Genomic DNA, 15352 nt, shown 5'->3' with positions numbered 1-15352 from the left:
ACCTGCCGACAACACTCCAGTGGTGTGGCGCCGTGGCTAAAGTCGAGGCATGGATCCCGAGGAGCTTCGGCAGCGGTTCGAACTGCTGACCACCGCACATCTGACCGACGGCTGCGTCCGCGCCGGCGTCCCGGTCCGGTGCGCGCCCACAGGAACGCACGCGGTCGTTCCCGGCAGCAGGCTGGCAGGGCGGGTCACCCCCGCCCGGCACGTCGGCAGCGTCGACGTCTTCCTGGAGGCGTACGAAACCGCGAACCCCAGTGACATCCTTGTCGTCGACAACGGCGGCAGGCTCGACGAAAGCTGCGTCGGAGACCTCGCGGTCCTCGAAGCGCAGTCGGCCGGGCTGGGCGGCGTCGTGATTTGGGGACTGCACCGCGACACCGCCGACATCAAGAAGATCGGGCTGCCGGTGTTCAGCCTCGGCTCGATCCCGACCGGTCCGCTCTCGGTCACCGACCGCCCGGACGGCGCACTGGAATCGGCCGTCGTCGGCGAGTGGACCGTAAGCCGCGCGGACCTCGTGTTCGGCGACGAGGACGGTGTCCTGTTCGTCGCGGCCGACCGCGCCGACGAGGTCCTGGACCGCGCGGAGGCCATCCGCGACACCGAACGCCTGCAGGCCGATCGGATCCGCGCCGGAGAGTCCCTTCGCGAGCAGGTGCGCTTCGCCGACTTCCTCACGGAGCGCGCGAAGACGCCTTCGCTGACGTTCCGCGAGCACCTGCGGGCGGTTGGCGGCGCCATCGAGGAGTAGCAAGGGACCTTTGCTCTCGCTCGACGGCCTGACCAGGGCAAACGCACCCTGATCAGGCCGTCGATGACGAAGCGGTTCTGCGCCTCACTGCCGAACGCCGACAACAACGGCTGGTTCGTCTCGTAGTTCATCGGTAAATCTCCGCATTCTGGTCCTCCTCGACACCCTGCTTAAGCTCAAGGCTTGAATTAATGCGTGACAGAGATTCCACGTTCTAGACCTGCGAGACAACGATTCCCGCTGACTGACACCGCCCGAATCGATAACCTGGGGATTATGGAACTGCGGGACATCGAGATCTTCCTGGCGCTGGCCGACGAGCTGCATTTCGGCCGCACCGCGGAACGGCTGCACGTCTCGCAGGCACGGGTGAGCCAGACGATCAAACAGGTGGAGCGCCGGATCGGCGCGCCACTGTTCGCCCGCACCAGCAGGCGGGTCCAGCTCACGCCGATCGGCGAGCGGCTGCGGGATGACCTCGGCCCCGCCTACCGCGCGCTGCACGAAGGCATCGAACGCGCGGTCGCGGCCGGACGCGGGATCGGCGGCGTCCTGCGGCTGGGCTTCGAGGCACCCGGCGTCGCCGACCTCACCGAAGGCTTACTGGACCAGTTCCGGCAGCGATACCCGGAAACGGAGTTGCGCATCCGGGAGGCTGAGTTCGCCGATCCGTTCGCGATGCTGCGATCGGGTGAGATCGACGTACTGGTGACCCTGCTCCCGGCCGACGAAGCCGATCTCACGACCGGACCGGTCGTGTATTCCGAACCGATGGTGCTCGCGGTGTCGTCGAAACATCCGTTCGCGCGAAGGAAGTCAGTCGTTCTGGACGACCTCGCGCGGGACACCGTCCTCCGCGCGGCGCATCCGCCGGAGCCGTACTGGGTCGAAGAGCCGAAGCAGTGGCTGACGCCCGCCGGGCATCCGGTGACCCGCGGGAAGTCTTTCGCGACGTTCCAGGAACTGCTCGCCGCGATCGCCACCGGCGCCGGGATCTGCCCGCTCGCCGCGCACGCGCAGGAGTACTTCAGCCATCCCCGGATCCGCTTCGTGCCCTTCGCGGGCTCACCCGACGGCGAGTGGGGCCTCGTCTGGCCGCGCTCCGCCGAAACCGCCCGCGTCCGAGCCTTCGCGACCCTCGCCCGCAATTAGTCCTCTAGTTGCGGTCCTTGCACGTGCAACTACCGCAACTAGAGGACGAAACGCGGCGGAGGGCTAGCCGATGACCTTCTGCAGCCAGCCTTCGTCGAGCTTCACGACCTGCCCGTTCGACGCCACGGTCGGCGTGCCGAAACCGGGACCCCGGCCGAAGTCCTGCTGCAGCGCCGGATCCGTGGAGGTCTTCTTGTACGCGTCCTGGATCTGCTGCTCGTAGACATCGGTGTTGATCGCCGTGGCGAAAGCCGGGTCGGTGATGCCGACGTCCTGGCCGAGCTTGATCAGCTGCGCGTTGTCGAACCCGCGCGCGCCCTCCTCCGGCTGGTCCTTGAACAGCGCGTCGTGGAAGGCGAGGAACTTGCCAGCGTCGGCCGCGGCGAGGGCGGCGTTGGCCGAGTCCAGCGAGTAACCCGGCGGGTCGGAACGCTGGTTCAGCATCGGCAGCATGTGATAGCGGACCTGCAGGACGCCGTTGTTGACCTGCTCCTGGATCTGCCCCTTGAAAGATTCCTCGAACTGCTTGCAGACCGGGCACAGGAAGTCGGCATAGACGTCGATGCTCTTCGCCGCCTCGGGCTTGCCGACGCTCACGACAACCCCGTCGCGTTTCTCGACGACACCTGGCGCCCAAGTATCCGTCCGCGCCGCGATCACCTTGCCCTCGGTGCTGTCCTTGCTGGACGTCGTCCACACGACGCCGCCGATCACCAGCGCGGCGAGCACGACCACCGCGACCGTGATCGCGACGACCTTCTTCTTGTCGCCGCCGACGACGCCCCTGGCCTGTGCCACCGAACGCGACGCCGTCTGCTGCTGCTTGCGTTTCCGAGCGTTGCGCTCAGCTCCACCCACGATTATCCGTTCCCTTCAGCGATACCCACATAGTCGTCGTCGGCGGGGGCCCCAAAGTTCCCGAGCCAGCCGTCCACCGACAGCCAGGTCCGCGGCCGCACGATCAGCCAGACACCCAGCAGGGCGAACCCGAGGTCCCTGGCGATCTCCTGCGGATACTGCGTCTGATCCGCGGCGATCTGACCGCCACCGCCGAAGCAGCCGCAGTCGATGCTGAGGCCACGCGCCCACGATTGGGCGATGGCGGCGATGAGCACCGCGAGCAGCAGCACCGACAGCACCGACGCCCAGCGGGTGACGAACCCGGCGAGCAGGAGCAGGCCGAGCGCCAGTTCGACGATCGGCATCCCGATCGCCACCGGGCGGACGAGCCCGTCCGGCAGGACGTCGAACGCCTGCACGGCGATATAAGTCTGCCCCGGATCGCTGATCTTCAGCGCTCCGGAAATCAACCAGACGGCGGCCAGTCCGAGCCGGGCGAGTGTGCCCACGGCGTCGAGCACGACTTGGGGCGGTCTACGCACGGGCCTAGGCTAGCCGCCAACCCTGAGAACAACGTGAGGTGGCGGACGGAGACACCCGATGAGGGGACGCGCCCTGCTGACAGCTTGCTTGATGCTGGTCACAACGGCGGCTTGCAGCCAGGAGACCGGTCCGTCGGATTCTCTCGTCGCGCGGGCCGTCGGCTCGAACAAGCTCACCATCGGCATCCGCGCCGACCAGCCGGGTCTCTCCAAGCGGACGGTCGACGGCCGGTACGTCGGCTTCGACGTCGATGTCGCGAAGTACGTCGCGGCCGAATTGGGCGTCGACGCGGATCACATCACCTGGCACGACTCCAAACCATCCTCCCGTGAGACCGACATAACATCGGGGATCACGGATTTGATGGTGGCGACCTATTCGATCACCGAAAAACGCAAACAGGTGGTCGCTTTCGCGGGGCCCTATTTCGACACCGGCCAGGATCTGCTGGTCCGGCTCCGGTCGACCGACATCACCGGCCCCGAGAACCTCAACGGCCGCAAGCTGTGCGCCGTGGGCGGCACCACCTCGGCCGAGCAGGTGCGCGACAAGTTCGCCCAGGCCGTCCAGCTCGTCGAGTACCCGCGCTACCAGGACTGCGTCACGGCGCTGCTCGCGCAACAGGTCGACGCGGTGACCACCGACGACGTCATCCTGGCCGGCTACGTAGCGCAGAACCCGGAGTTGCTGAGGGTCGTCGGCAAGCCGTTCTCCGCTGAGAAATACGGTGTCGGTCTGCGCAAGGGTGACAACGAGGGGCGGGCGGCGGTGGCCAGAGCCATCCAGAAGATGATCTCGTCGGGCGAATGGCTCGAATCGCTGAACCGCAACATCGGCCCGTCCGGCTACCGGATCCCGCCTCCGCCGCAGGTCACCGAGCGGTGACCCTCCCCGATCTGCCGGTCCGCGCCGTCCTGCCCGAACTCCAAGCCGCTCTCGACGCCCATGGCACCGCTGTGCTCGTCGCGCCCCCTGGGACTGGCAAGACCACCCTGGTCCCGCTCGCGCTGGACAACGGCGAGGGCAGGGTGATCGTCGCCGAACCGAGGCGGCTGGCCGCGCGGGCCGCGGCGGCGCGGATGGCGTCCCTGCTGGGTGAACGGGTCGGCGAGACGGTCGGCTACTCGGTGCGCGGAGACCGGAAAGTGTCTTCTTCGACGCGAATCGAAGTGGTCACTTCGGGGCTGCTGGTCCGGCGGGTGCAGGGCGATCCCGAACTGGCCGGCGTCTCGACCGTCCTGCTCGACGAATGCCACGAGCGCCATCTCGACGCGGACCTGTTGCTCGCGTTGCTGCTGGACGTGCGCGCCGGGCTGCGGGACGACCTGCGCCTGCTCGCGACATCCGCCACCGTGGCGGCCGGACGGCTGGCGGCGCTGCTCGGGAACGCGCCGGTGATCACCGCGCACGCGAGGACCTACCCGGTCGATGTCTCGTACTCACCACCCGCGCGCGGCGAGCGGATCGAGACGACCGTGGTCCGCGCGATCCACAAAGCACTGTCCGAAGGGGACGGAGACGTACTCGCGTTTCTGCCCGGCGCGGGTGAGATCGCCAGAGTGAGCGGCATGCTCAACGGCCTGGACGCCGACGTGCTGCCGCTGCACGGACGGCTCTCGGCGGCGAGCCAGGACGACGCGCTGCGCCCGCGCGCACGCCGCCGGGTGGTGCTCTCGACGTCGGTCGCCGAGTCGAGCCTGACCGTGCCGGGCGTACGCGCGGTGGTGGACTGCGGGCTGTCCCGGGTACCTCGCGTCGATCACCGGCGCGGCCTGCCGGGGCTGGCGACGGTCCGGGTCTCGGCCGCGGTCGCGGAACAGCGCGCCGGCCGGGCCGGACGTGAGGCGCCGGGGCGCGCTTACCGGTGCTGGGCGGCGCACGAACAGGGTTCCCTTCCCGCCTACCCCGAGCCCGAGATCAGGACGGCGGAACTGGCGCGCTTCGCGCTCGAACTCGCGTGCTGGTCCACTCCGGACGGTTCCGGCCTCGCCTGGTGGGATCCGCCGGGTGAAGGCGCGCTGGCCGCCGGTCGCGCGTTGCTGACCACACTCGGGGCGACTTCGGAAGACGGGAAGGTGACCGAACGCGGCCGGAAGATGGCCGGGCTCGGCCTGCATCCGCGCTTGGCACGGGCGTTGCTGGACGGCGCGGCGCGAACCAACGCGCGTTCGGCGGCCGAGGTCGTCGCGCTGCTGGACAGTGGCGGCACGCTGACCGATCTCGAAGCCGAACTGCGGCGCGTGCGGGACGACGGGCGCTGGAAGTCCGACGTACGGCGCCTTTCCAAGCTGGTGCCCGACGGCGGCAACGCGTCCGATCCGGCGCTGGTCGTCGCTCTGGCGCATCCCGAACGGCTCGCGCGACGGCGTTCCGCGGGGACGCCGGTGTATCTGATGGCCGGTGGCACGGCGGCGGAACTGCCGCGTGGCAGCGGGCTGGCGGACGTCGAATGGCTGGCGGTGGCCGAAGCGACCCGCGATCCCGGCCGCACGCAAGGCATCATCCGGCTGGCCGCGCCCGCCGACGAGGCCCTCGCCGTGCGCGCGGCGCCGAATCTGGTCTCGACGGTGGAAGAAGTGCACTGGGCGGGCGGGGACGTGGTGGCACGTTCGGTGCGGCGGCTCGGGTCGATCTTGCTGTCGGAGAGGCCGTTGCGCTCCCCCTCGCCGGACGCGATCCGCGCCGCGCTGCTGGACGGTCTGCGCGCCGAAGGGCTCGGCCTGCTGCGGTGGTCGGAGGACGGGCGACGCCTCCGCGAGCGGCTTTCCTTCCTGCATCGAATGCTGGGCCCGCCTTGGCCCTCGGTCGACGAAGCCGTCCTGCTGTCTACTTTGGACTCTTGGCTCGATCTCGGGTCCGCCCGGCGACGGTCGGACCTGGCCGCGCTGGACGCGGGTGCCGCGCTGCGCGGGCTGATGCCCTGGCCCGAAGCGTCGCGTTTGGACGAACTGGCGCCGGACCGGCTGGAGGTACCGTCGGGTTCGCGGATCCGGGTCGACTACTCGGGTGAACAGCCGGTGCTGGCCGTGAAACTGCAGGAGACCTTCGGATGGCTCGCGACGCCGGAGCTGGCGGACGTCCCTGTCGTATTGCACCTGCTTTCGCCCGCCGGGCGGCCCGCGGCGGTCACCGCCGATCTGGAATCGTTCTGGCGCAACGGTTACGCGGCCGTGCGTGCCGATCTCCGCGGGCGTTACCCGAAGCATCCCTGGCCGGAAGACCCGCTGAGCGCCGCTCCGACCCGGCGGACCGCGCGGCGCCGGATGTCCTGAAAGGGGCTTTCAGGACACTTCCAGGATCCAATCAGTCCATCAGCTGGTGCTGAGGCCGGGTCGGCAGCCGCGCCGCCAGCTCCTCGTCGTCCTCTTTCTCGCTCAACCCCAGCTGCACCGCGCTCCGGATCTGCTCCCGGTTCTCCCGCACGACATGCGCGAAGAACACGTCGGTCCGCGGGTCCGTCAGCACTTCGAGGATCACGCGCATCGCGGTGTCGATCACCGAACGCACCACCTCGTCGTGGAACGGCAGCTTCGAAAGCCGCCCCGCCTGCGGGTCGTTCTTGAGCTTCTCGGCGATGATCCCCCGCAGCAGCGTCTGGTTGTCGCCCAGTGACCGCGCGAGGTTCTGCGGGTAGTTCCCGGTTTCCAGCACCTTGACGACCTCGTCGAGCACCGCGATCGTGATCGGTTTCTTGATCGCCAGCACGATCGGCCGCGAAAGCCGTTCGACCAGCCGCTGCGTGAACCGCTCCCCGAACGCGCGGTCGGCCGTACGCACGAGCCGGACGAGCACGACCAGGATCCGCAGCAGCCGGAACCCGCGCAGCGCCGGATGTGCGATCGGGATCATGCCGAGGATTTCGTACCAGTTGCGCAGCGGGAACCACTTCTCCCAGCCGTTGCGCCGCCACCGCCACAGGAATTCCAGCGCGAAGATCCCGCACACCGTCGTGTCGATGACGAAGACGGTGTGCGCCGTCTCGTCCGAATGCGGGAAGAACGTCACGTAGACGAGCAGCCCGACGGAGAACACGGCGAGGACGAGCATCACCAGGTCGAGCGGATTCACGCGCCGTTGTTCGCGGGTGGTCATGGCGCCGATTCTGCCTTTCCGCGGTGACTCGTGCCGAGCGGCACCTGTCGAAAGTAAGGGGTGGCCGATGACTTCGGGGCACTGCCCCGAAGTGTCCCCGCATCGGAGGATTCAGGGACACGAAGGAGGACGCGGATGATCACGCTTCGAGGACTCACGAAGCGCTACGGCGAGAAGACGGTGGTCGACGGCCTGACCTTCACCGTCGAGCCGGGCAAGGTGACCGGCTTCCTCGGCCCCAACGGCGCGGGCAAGTCGACGACCATGCGGATGACACTCGGTCTCGACACGCCGAGCGGCGGCGAGGTCCACATCGACGGCAAGAAGTACGCGGACCTGCGGTATCCGCTGTGTGAGGTCGGCGCGCTCCTGGAGGCCAAGGCGCTGCACCCCGGCCGGAGCGCGGGCAAGCACCTCCTGGCGATGGCGCGCAGCAACGGGCTCCCGGCGAGCCGGGTGGACGAGGTGCTCGCGACGGTCGGTCTCACCGACGTCGCGGGCAAACGAGCCGGGACGTTTTCGCTCGGCATGGGACAGCGGCTGGGCATCGCCGGCGCGCTGCTGGGCGACCCGGGCGTGCTGATGTTCGACGAACCGGTCAACGGCCTCGACCCCGACGGCGTCCGCTGGGTGCGGCACCTGATGCGTTCGCTCGCGGCGGAAGGCCGCACGGTGTTCGTGTCGAGCCATCTGATGAGCGAGATGCAGCTGACCGCGGACCGGCTGGTCGTCATCGGCAAGGGAAAGCTGCTCGCCGACGCCCCGGTCGACGAATTCATCGCGGGCAATTCGCGGACGTCGGTCGCGGTGCGGGTGCCCGTTCCGGTCGAACTGCGCGCGCTCGAACAGCGTCTGCGCGCACTTGGCGCGACCACGGAATCCGATCGGGACGAACTGATCGTGCACGAGCTGCCCGTGCACAGTGTCGGCGACGCCGTGCACGAACTCGGGATCCGCGTACACGGACTGACCGAACAGACCGCGTCCTTGGAACAGGCCTACATGGAATTGACCGCGTCTTCGGTCGAATACGGAACGGGAGTAGCGGCATGAAGTCACTCATTGTCCTGGTGGCGGTGGTCGCCGGCCTGCTGGGAATACCGACGGCCGCGTCGGCGGCGCCGAATCTGTCGCTGCCGACGCCGGGTGGCCCGTTGCCGATCGGGCTGCGCACGCTGCACCTCACCGACCAGCAGCGAGCCGACCCCTGGGTGCCCGAGAAGCGGCGTGAGCTGATGGTCAACATCTGGTACCCGGCCGTCCCGGTCGGGCGCGCGCCGCTGTACATGACACACGCGGAGTCGGCGGCGGCGGTCGCCGGGCGGAAGATCGACGTGCCGCCGGACACGCTGAGCAAGGTACGGGTCCACTCGAGGGAGAACGCGCCTTCGCTGCCAGGACGTCGTCCGCTCGTCTTGCTGTCGCCTGGCGCGGGCAACAACCGGATCACCCTGACCTCGGTGGCGGAACGCCTCGCCGCACAGGGTTTCGTGGTCGCCGGGATCGACCACGCCTACGAAGCCTGGGCGACGGAGTTCCCCGACGGACTGCGCCAGTGCGTCGCTTGCACACGACCGAACAACCCTTGGCCCGCCGCGATCGCGAACCGCGCGATCGACACGTCGTTCGTCATCGACACCCTGCTGAAGGACCGTCGCTGGTCGATCGACGCCAGGAAGATCGGGATGGCCGGTCACTCCGCCGGCGGTTCGGCCACCGCCGCCGCGATGGTCGCCGACCGGCGGATCAAAGCGGGCGTGAACGTCGACGGTCCCTTCTACGGCACCGTTTCCCTCGACCGGCCGCTGCTTCTCCTGGCGAGCCCGATCGGCGAGAAGCACTTCGGCCCGACCTGGGACGAGACCTGGCCGCGGCTCACCGGGCCGAAGGAGCGGTTCCTGGTCAAGGACAGCGGCCACTCGTCGGTGACGGACGCGGCGATCCTGGTCGACCAGCTGGGGCTGCGACCGCACCTGCCGCCCGCCGAGGTCGAGAACCAGTACGGATCGATTGATTCGCGGCAGGCACTGGACTTCTTCCGTGACCGGCTGACCGGTTTCTTCAAGCAGTGGAGCGCACGATGAACGCGATCTCCTCGGAATGGACCAAGTTCTGGTCGGTCCGCTCGACCTGGTGGTCCCTGATCAGTGGTCTCGTGCTGATGCTCGCCTACTCCGGCGCGCTGGGCTTGGCCGCGAACGCGGGCGCCGAACGCCCGATGACTCCGCACGCCGTGGTGACCGGGGCGGCGTTCTATCTCACGCAGTTCGCCGTGGTCGCGCTGGCGACGCTGTTCATCACGAGCGAATACGCCAGTGGCAGCATCCGCTCGACCCTGCAGTGGGTCCCGGTGCGGAACCGGGTCCTCGCGGCGAAGTCGGCGGTCCTGCTGCCGGTACTGTTCGGCTACGGCGTCCTGAACACGCTCGCCGGCGTGGCGATCTCGGCGCCGCTGATTTCCGCGCGGGATTCCTCGGTGGGCGACGTTCTCACGACCGCCGCGGGCATGGGTGGCTACTTCGGGCTGCTGGGTCTGCTCTGCCTCGGCCTGGGGACGGCGCTACGGAGCACGGCGGGGACGATCGTGACGGTGTTCGTGCTGCTGGTGATGATCCCGATGTTCGCCGGTTCGCTGGGCGGGGAGGACATCGTGAACTACTTCCCCGGCTTCGCGGGCGTCAACGCGATGTTCACTTCAGGGGAGCCGAACCCCATCTTCGGCGGCATCGCGCCCTACGCGCCCTGGGTCGGCATCGTGCTCTGTGCGGCGTGGGCGGCGGCCGGTCTCGCCACCGGTTCCACCGTGCTCCGGCGCCGCGACGCCTGAGGGAGCAAGGGACCTTCGCTTCCGCTTGCCCTCCACGGCCGCCGCGCCACAGCCCAAGCAGGCGGCACCAAAGGCCCCTTGCTCTCTACCTTAATAAACCGCAGGTCAGAGCCCCAAGCGATAGCAAAGGTCCCCTGCTACCCCGCCACCCCGAGCCCCGCCAGCACCTCCCGAGCCCCCCGCGTCAGCTCCGTCAGCCCAGGCGGCCGCAGCGAGCCGGTCCCGGCCAAAGCGTCGAAGATCGTCCCGTCCAGCCAAGCGACGAGCATCCGCGCGTGCCGCTCCGGCTCCGTCGAGCCACGGTCGGCCAGCACCTCGGCACACCGCCGCCGGATGACCAGACCCCCGCGGTCGTAGGCCTCGCGCAATTCCGGCCGCCGCGTCGCCTCCAGCGCGAACTCGTACCGCGCGAGCATCCGCGTCCGCCCACTCGTGATCGCCGCGTGGGCGAACCCCGCCACGTACTCGGCCAGCCGGCCGGGCGGCGGGTCGAGGGTGACCTCGTCGAGTTCGACCATCCGTGAGATCGCCAGTTCCAGCAGAGCCGCCCGCGTCCGCGCGTAATACGACGTCGAACCCGACGGCAACCCGGCGAACCGGTCGACAGCACGATGCGTCAGCCCGCGCATTCCTTCCGCCGCGATCACCTCGATGGCCGCGTCCCCGATCATCGCCTTTCGCACTCTACAAGTGTAGTAGTACTCTACAGATGTAGAGGAGGTCGAACTGCGCAAAGCGATCGTGGTCGGCGGAGGAATCGGCGGACTGAGCACCGCCATCGGGCTGCATGGCATCGGCTGGGAGGTCACCGTCCTGGAAAAGGCCGCGGAACTCACCGCGGTCGGCGCAGGCATCTCCCTGTGGCCGAACGCCCTGCGCTCACTCGAAACACTGGGCATCCACCTCGGCAAGCTGCGAGAACAAGAGTCCGGCGGCCTCCATGACCGCGAAGGCCGCCGCATCACCCGTTGGGACGCCGACGCGTTCCGCCGTCACCACGGCCGTCCGCTCGCCGCCATCCACCGTGCCGACCTCATCGCCGCACTCCACGACGCCCTGCCCACCGGCTGCGTCCGCACCGGCATCGAGGTCACGAACCTCGAAGACCTGGACGCGGACGTCATCGTCGCGGCCGACGGAATCCACAGTGGACTCCGGAAACAGCTGTGGCCGCGGCACCCCGGACCGGTCTACAGCGGCAGCACCGCCTTCCGCGCGGTGACCACGCTCCCGCACCCCACGGAGCTGAGTACGAGCTGGGACGACGGCGCCGAAATCGGCGTCATCCCGTTGCACGACGGCCGGGTCTACTGGTGGGCGAGCTACGTCGCCGAAGCGGGAATCCGGTGCGAGAACCCGAAGGCGTACCTGCGGAGGCGCTTCGGAGGCTGGCACGAACCCATCCCCGAGCTCATCGAAGCGACCACGCCCGAGGCACTGCTCCACCACGACCTGTACCTGCTCGGCACCCCCCTGCCGTCGTACGTGCGTGGCCGCGTCGCGCTCCTCGGCGACGCGGCACACGCGATGCCGCCGTTCCTCGGCCAAGGCGGCTGCCAGGCGATCGAAGACGCCGTCGTCCTCGCCGCCACGCTCAGTACCGCCGAGGACGTCGACGCGGCATTGAGGAGTTACGACGAGCAGCGCCGCCCACGTAGCCAAGCGGTCGTCAAATCCTCGGTCCAGGCCGGAAGAATGGGACCACAGCTGAGGAATCCCCTCGCGGTCGCGATCCGCAACGGCGTGTTCCGCCTGCTCCCCGGCACGCTCACCGCCCGCATCGGCGCCGGCGTCAGCGGCTGGGCTCCTCCCGTTCCCCGCCGACCAGCCCCGCCTCGTACGCCGTGATCGCGGCCTGCACCCGGTTCCGCACGCCGAGCCGGTTGAGGATGGTGCTCACGTAGGCCTTCACCGTGCCCTCGACCACGAACAACTTTCCGGCGATGTCCGCATTGGACAGTCCGGAACCCAGCAGCGCCAGCACTTCCTGTTCACGCGGGGTCAGTTTGCCGATCGACGCCCTCGCCTCCTCGGCTCGGGACACCTGGTTGCCGGAGAACCGCGCGATGACCCGCTGCGCGACCTTCGGCGAAAGGAACGCCGCTCCGTCGGCGACGGCGTGGATCCCGGCCAGCAGTTCCCGCGGATCCCCGGACTTCAGCAGGAATCCGCTCGCGCCGAGGCTCAGCGCGCGTTCGATGTAGGCGTCTTCGCCGAACGTCGTCAGCATGATCACGCCGATGTCGGGCAGCAGCCGCCGGATCTCCTCGGCCGCCTTGAGCCCGTCCATGACCGGCATCCGGATGTCGAGGAGCACGACATCCGGCCTCGTCACACGAGCCTGTTCGACGGCTGCGCGGCCGTCCGCGGCCTCCGCGACCACCTCGATTCCGGTGTCCGCGGCCAGGATCGCCGACACCCCGGCCCGGATCATCGCCTCGTCATCGGCCAGCACCACCCGGATCATCCGGATCCCCCTTTTGCTCGTGTTCATTGATCACATCCTTCGCCACGAGTTTCCCCTCGGCGAAGCACAGCCGGTAGGCCTCGTAGTACCTGTTGAACAGGCTGCGCTCGGTGCCGTAGTACTCGCAGGTCGCCCCGGCTGTCACCGGCGGTTCCACCTGACGCGGTCGCGCGATCCGCTGACCGCCGGGCAGGACGGACGCGATCTCCGCCCTCGTCTGGCCCAGCCGGATGCGGTCATAGTCTCCCTTGGGGAGTTCGGAGCCGTACCACTGGAAGAGGAACACCACCCCGCTGATCCCGACCAGCACGCCGAAGAGCCCGATCGGCACGACGATCGCCTGGATCAGGCTGCGTCGCACATCCCGGCGAGCACGTTCAAGTTCCTTCGCCGACGTCGACTGTCCCACTTCGGCGTCCATCGCCGCCTGGCTTTCCGGCGATTCCTCTGACGGCGCGGCATCATGCGGCAAGCTCGCACTGACCTCGAAGCCGCCGTCGCGCGGTTCCGCCCGCAGGGTCCCGCCGACAAGGCGGACCCGTTCACGCAGGCCGATCAGCCCGCGCCGTCCCGAAGTTTGGCCGGGCAAGGGTCCCGCGGGCGGCGGCACGTTGGTGACCACGACGTCGGTCCGCCCTCGCGAACGCACGACCCGGACGGTGACGGCGGCGCCGGGCGCGTGCTTCACGACGTTCGTCACCGACTCCTGCACCACCCGATAGGCCGCGCGATCGACCATCTGCGGCTCGCCGTCGATCGGACTGTCCACAGAGGATTCGATGAGCACGCCGGACGCCCTGGCCCGGTCGAGCAGTTCGTCGATACTCTCGTGCACCGGCTCGGTCGGCGCGTCGTCCTCACGCAGCACCCCGATGATCTCGTGCAGCCGCTCGGTCGCTGTCGCGGCGCTCTGCCGCAGGTCACCGGCGGCCTCCCGCTGCTTCTCGTCGAGGCCGCCAGAGACCTCGAGTGCCGCCGCACGGACCGCGATCAAGCTGAGTTCGTGCCCCAGCGAATCGTGCATGTCACTGGCGATCCGGGTGCGCTCGCGCAGCCGCGCCCGGTCGGCGACGAGCCGTTGACGGCTCTCCATTTCCTTGGCGCGACGCCAGCCGTCGCGCGCCATGTCCTCGCGCTGTCGGATGTACTTGCCCAGCAGCCACGGCGTCACCGACGCGAAGACCAGGAGCCCGAGCAGAGCGCCCCAGTCTGCGAACCCGTCGTCAGCCCACACCAGCGCCACGGGGATCGCGACCAAGGAGACGACGGCGAAGACACGCAACATCGGCTTCGCGATCGGCTGCCGGTAGCCGGCGAGGTAGCTCACCGCGACCAGGACGAACCCTTCCCAGACCGGCACTCTGCCGCCGAAACTGCCCAAGATGACGAAGCTCGCGACCATCGCGATCGCGAGCGAGACCACCGGGTACCGGCGCGATACCGCGATCGCGGCCGTGGTCGCGGTGAGCCCGGCGAACAGTTCCCAGTGTTTCGTGCTCGATCCCGCGTCGATGACGACCCAGCCGCAGAGCCCGAGCCACAGCGCGAGGTCCATGGCCAGTCGCCGCCCGCGCCGCACAGGCTCTTCAGGATCCTTCACAGGACCGGACGCTACAAGCCGCGCCGACCGCTTCGCCATAGGCGAAAGTCAAGATGGTCCGATCATTCGGCCTCCGCACGGGCCATGAGGCATGATGATCGACCATGGCCGAGCGCACACTCTCCGGTCAGCTAGGCGGTCCTGTCCCGGCAGGCATCGAAGCGCTGGCCGACGACGAGAAACAGGACCTCTCCGACGCGTTGCGCGACGCGCGCCACCGCCAGGCCAAGGCCTTGGCCGAGGCGGGCGAAGAGGGCTTGAAGTACGTACCCGCGCTTCTGCGTGGCACCATCCGCAAGGTGGTGGGCCTGTGACCACCGAAAACTTCGCGTCGCAGGCGGAGATCCTCAAACTGACCCGCGTCCTCGGCACCACTCCCGAACGGCTTTCCTACCTGGGAAACGTGGACGCGGTCGAACTCCAGGCGTTCCGTGAGCAGGTGACGAACAAGCTGTTCGACGCCAACCGCGCCGCCCTCGAGCGGATGGCGATGGCGAGCAAGCTCGTCCCGAGCCCGATCCTGGCGAAGATCGCCGAGAAGGTCTTCGGCCCGCTTCTGTGCGCCCGGATCGCCGGGCTGGTGGACGTCTCCCGTGGCGTCGACGTCGCGAAACGCCTGAGGCCGCAGTTTCTGTCCGACGTCGCGGCCGAACTGGACCCGCGCCGGGCGAGCGCGATCATCGCGCGGATCCCGCTCGACACCGTCGTCGCGGTCGCGGGCGAACTGGTGCGCCGTGAGGACTGGATCACCGTCGGCCGGTTCGTCGGTCACCTGCCCGATCCGACGGTGCGGAAGGCGCTCGACGTCATCGGCGACGAGCCGCTGATCCGGATCGCGTTCGTCCTCGATGACAAGAGCCGGATCGACCACGTCCTCGGCCTGCTCTCCGAGGCCCGGTTCCGCGGTCTCCTGCGGGCCGCGGCCGCCGACGAGGACCTGTGGCCGCCGTTGCTCGACCTGCTCACCCACCTGAGCGAGAAGCGGATCGAGCAGTGGTCGCACCTGCTCGGCGAACTCCCGCCCGCGCTGCGCGAGCGGATCGAGGAAACCCTCGGTCACACCTCCTGATCCCG

At 68.9% G+C, this 15352-nt stretch carries 16 protein-coding genes; 10 read left to right on the top strand and 6 right to left on the bottom strand.

Annotated elements, in window-relative coordinates:
• The first annotated feature begins 49 nt into the window (after positions 1-49).
• Both ACM6LR_RS35935 and ACM6LR_RS35930 read left to right on the top strand, forming a co-directional pair.
• Entirely contained in the window at positions 50-757 is a 708-nt protein-coding gene (locus tag ACM6LR_RS35935) for an RraA family protein (protein ID WP_414940121.1), read from the top strand.
• A 276-nt stretch (positions 758-1033) separates the two neighbouring features.
• Positions 1034-1909, top strand: coding sequence for a LysR family transcriptional regulator (locus tag ACM6LR_RS35930; RefSeq protein WP_414940122.1), 876 nt, complete (start codon positions 1034-1036; stop codon positions 1907-1909).
• A 63-nt stretch (positions 1910-1972) separates the two neighbouring features.
• On the opposite strand, the gene ACM6LR_RS35925 is transcribed toward ACM6LR_RS35930, so the two are convergent.
• Both ACM6LR_RS35925 and ACM6LR_RS35920 read right to left on the bottom strand, forming a co-directional pair.
• Positions 1973-2767 (bottom strand): DsbA family protein, encoded by a 795-nt coding sequence (locus ACM6LR_RS35925; RefSeq protein WP_414940123.1) that lies wholly within the window; start codon positions 2765-2767, stop codon positions 1973-1975.
• Positions 2768-2769: 2 nt separating this feature from the next.
• Positions 2770-3258, bottom strand: a complete 489-nt coding sequence (locus ACM6LR_RS35920) for a MauE/DoxX family redox-associated membrane protein (RefSeq protein WP_414945411.1) — start codon at positions 3256-3258, stop codon at positions 2770-2772.
• Between the two features lie 91 nt (positions 3259-3349).
• Between ACM6LR_RS35920 and ACM6LR_RS35915 the strand changes: the two genes are divergently transcribed.
• Entirely contained in the window at positions 3350-4177 is an 828-nt protein-coding gene (locus ACM6LR_RS35915) for a glutamate ABC transporter substrate-binding protein (RefSeq protein WP_414940124.1), read from the top strand.
• Positions 4174-6564, top strand: a complete 2391-nt coding sequence (hrpB, locus tag ACM6LR_RS35910) for an ATP-dependent helicase HrpB (protein ID WP_414940125.1) — start codon at positions 4174-4176, stop codon at positions 6562-6564. Before ACM6LR_RS35915 ends, hrpB begins: the two co-directional genes overlap by 4 nt.
• A 31-nt stretch (positions 6565-6595) precedes the next feature.
• Here hrpB and ACM6LR_RS35905 read toward each other — a convergent pair whose 3' ends face one another.
• Positions 6596-7384: an ion transporter gene (locus tag ACM6LR_RS35905; protein WP_414940126.1), complete on the bottom strand. Its 789-nt coding sequence runs from the start codon at positions 7382-7384 to the stop codon at positions 6596-6598.
• A gap of 135 nt (positions 7385-7519) precedes the next feature.
• Between ACM6LR_RS35905 and ACM6LR_RS35900 the strand changes: the two genes are divergently transcribed.
• From ACM6LR_RS35900 to ACM6LR_RS35890, 3 genes are read left to right on the top strand one after another with little or no spacing between them, the layout of a single operon-like run.
• Positions 7520-8437, top strand: a complete 918-nt coding sequence (locus tag ACM6LR_RS35900; protein ID WP_414940127.1) for an ABC transporter ATP-binding protein — start codon at positions 7520-7522, stop codon at positions 8435-8437.
• Positions 8434-9468, top strand: coding sequence for an alpha/beta hydrolase family protein (locus ACM6LR_RS35895; protein WP_414940128.1), 1035 nt, complete (start codon positions 8434-8436; stop codon positions 9466-9468). The genes ACM6LR_RS35900 and ACM6LR_RS35895 overlap by 4 nt, the downstream gene beginning before the upstream one ends.
• On the top strand, positions 9465-10211 hold the full coding sequence (locus ACM6LR_RS35890; RefSeq protein WP_414945381.1) for an ABC transporter permease: 747 nt from the start codon (positions 9465-9467) through the stop codon (positions 10209-10211). Before ACM6LR_RS35895 ends, ACM6LR_RS35890 begins: the two co-directional genes overlap by 4 nt.
• Positions 10212-10348: 137 nt before the next feature.
• Here ACM6LR_RS35890 and ACM6LR_RS35885 read toward each other — a convergent pair whose 3' ends face one another.
• Positions 10349-10894, bottom strand: coding sequence for a TetR/AcrR family transcriptional regulator (locus tag ACM6LR_RS35885; protein ID WP_414940130.1), 546 nt, complete (start codon positions 10892-10894; stop codon positions 10349-10351).
• 43 nt (positions 10895-10937) lie between these two features.
• Here ACM6LR_RS35885 and ACM6LR_RS35880 point away from each other — a divergent pair, with 43 nt between their 5' ends.
• On the top strand, positions 10938-12059 hold the full coding sequence (locus tag ACM6LR_RS35880) for an FAD-dependent monooxygenase (protein ID WP_414940131.1): 1122 nt from the start codon (positions 10938-10940) through the stop codon (positions 12057-12059).
• On the opposite strand, the gene ACM6LR_RS35875 is transcribed toward ACM6LR_RS35880, so the two are convergent.
• Together ACM6LR_RS35875 and ACM6LR_RS35870 are read right to left on the bottom strand one after the other, a co-directional pair.
• Entirely contained in the window at positions 12004-12678 is a 675-nt protein-coding gene (locus ACM6LR_RS35875; protein WP_414940206.1) for a response regulator, read from the bottom strand. The two genes, ACM6LR_RS35880 and ACM6LR_RS35875, sit on opposite strands and share 56 nt — an antisense overlap.
• Positions 12653-14257: a histidine kinase gene (locus tag ACM6LR_RS35870; RefSeq protein WP_414940207.1), complete on the bottom strand. Its 1605-nt coding sequence runs from the start codon at positions 14255-14257 to the stop codon at positions 12653-12655. The genes ACM6LR_RS35875 and ACM6LR_RS35870 overlap by 26 nt, the downstream gene beginning before the upstream one ends.
• A 125-nt stretch (positions 14258-14382) precedes the next feature.
• Between ACM6LR_RS35870 and ACM6LR_RS35865 the strand changes: the two genes are divergently transcribed.
• Together ACM6LR_RS35865 and ACM6LR_RS35860 are read left to right on the top strand one after the other, a co-directional pair.
• Positions 14383-14592, top strand: a complete 210-nt coding sequence (locus ACM6LR_RS35865) for a hypothetical protein (RefSeq protein WP_181775064.1) — start codon at positions 14383-14385, stop codon at positions 14590-14592.
• Complete coding sequence (locus tag ACM6LR_RS35860; RefSeq protein WP_414945380.1) at positions 14589-15347, top strand: hypothetical protein; 759 nt, start codon at positions 14589-14591, stop codon at positions 15345-15347. The genes ACM6LR_RS35865 and ACM6LR_RS35860 overlap by 4 nt, the downstream gene beginning before the upstream one ends.
• The last annotated feature ends 5 nt before the right edge of the window (positions 15348-15352 follow it).

Source organism: Amycolatopsis sp. cmx-11-32 (assembly GCF_047608695.1).
Taxonomy (GTDB): Bacteria; Actinomycetota; Actinomycetes; order Mycobacteriales; family Pseudonocardiaceae; genus Amycolatopsis.
Note: the sequence above shows the minus strand (reverse complement) of the source record. Positions and strands in the feature narration are given on the sequence as shown.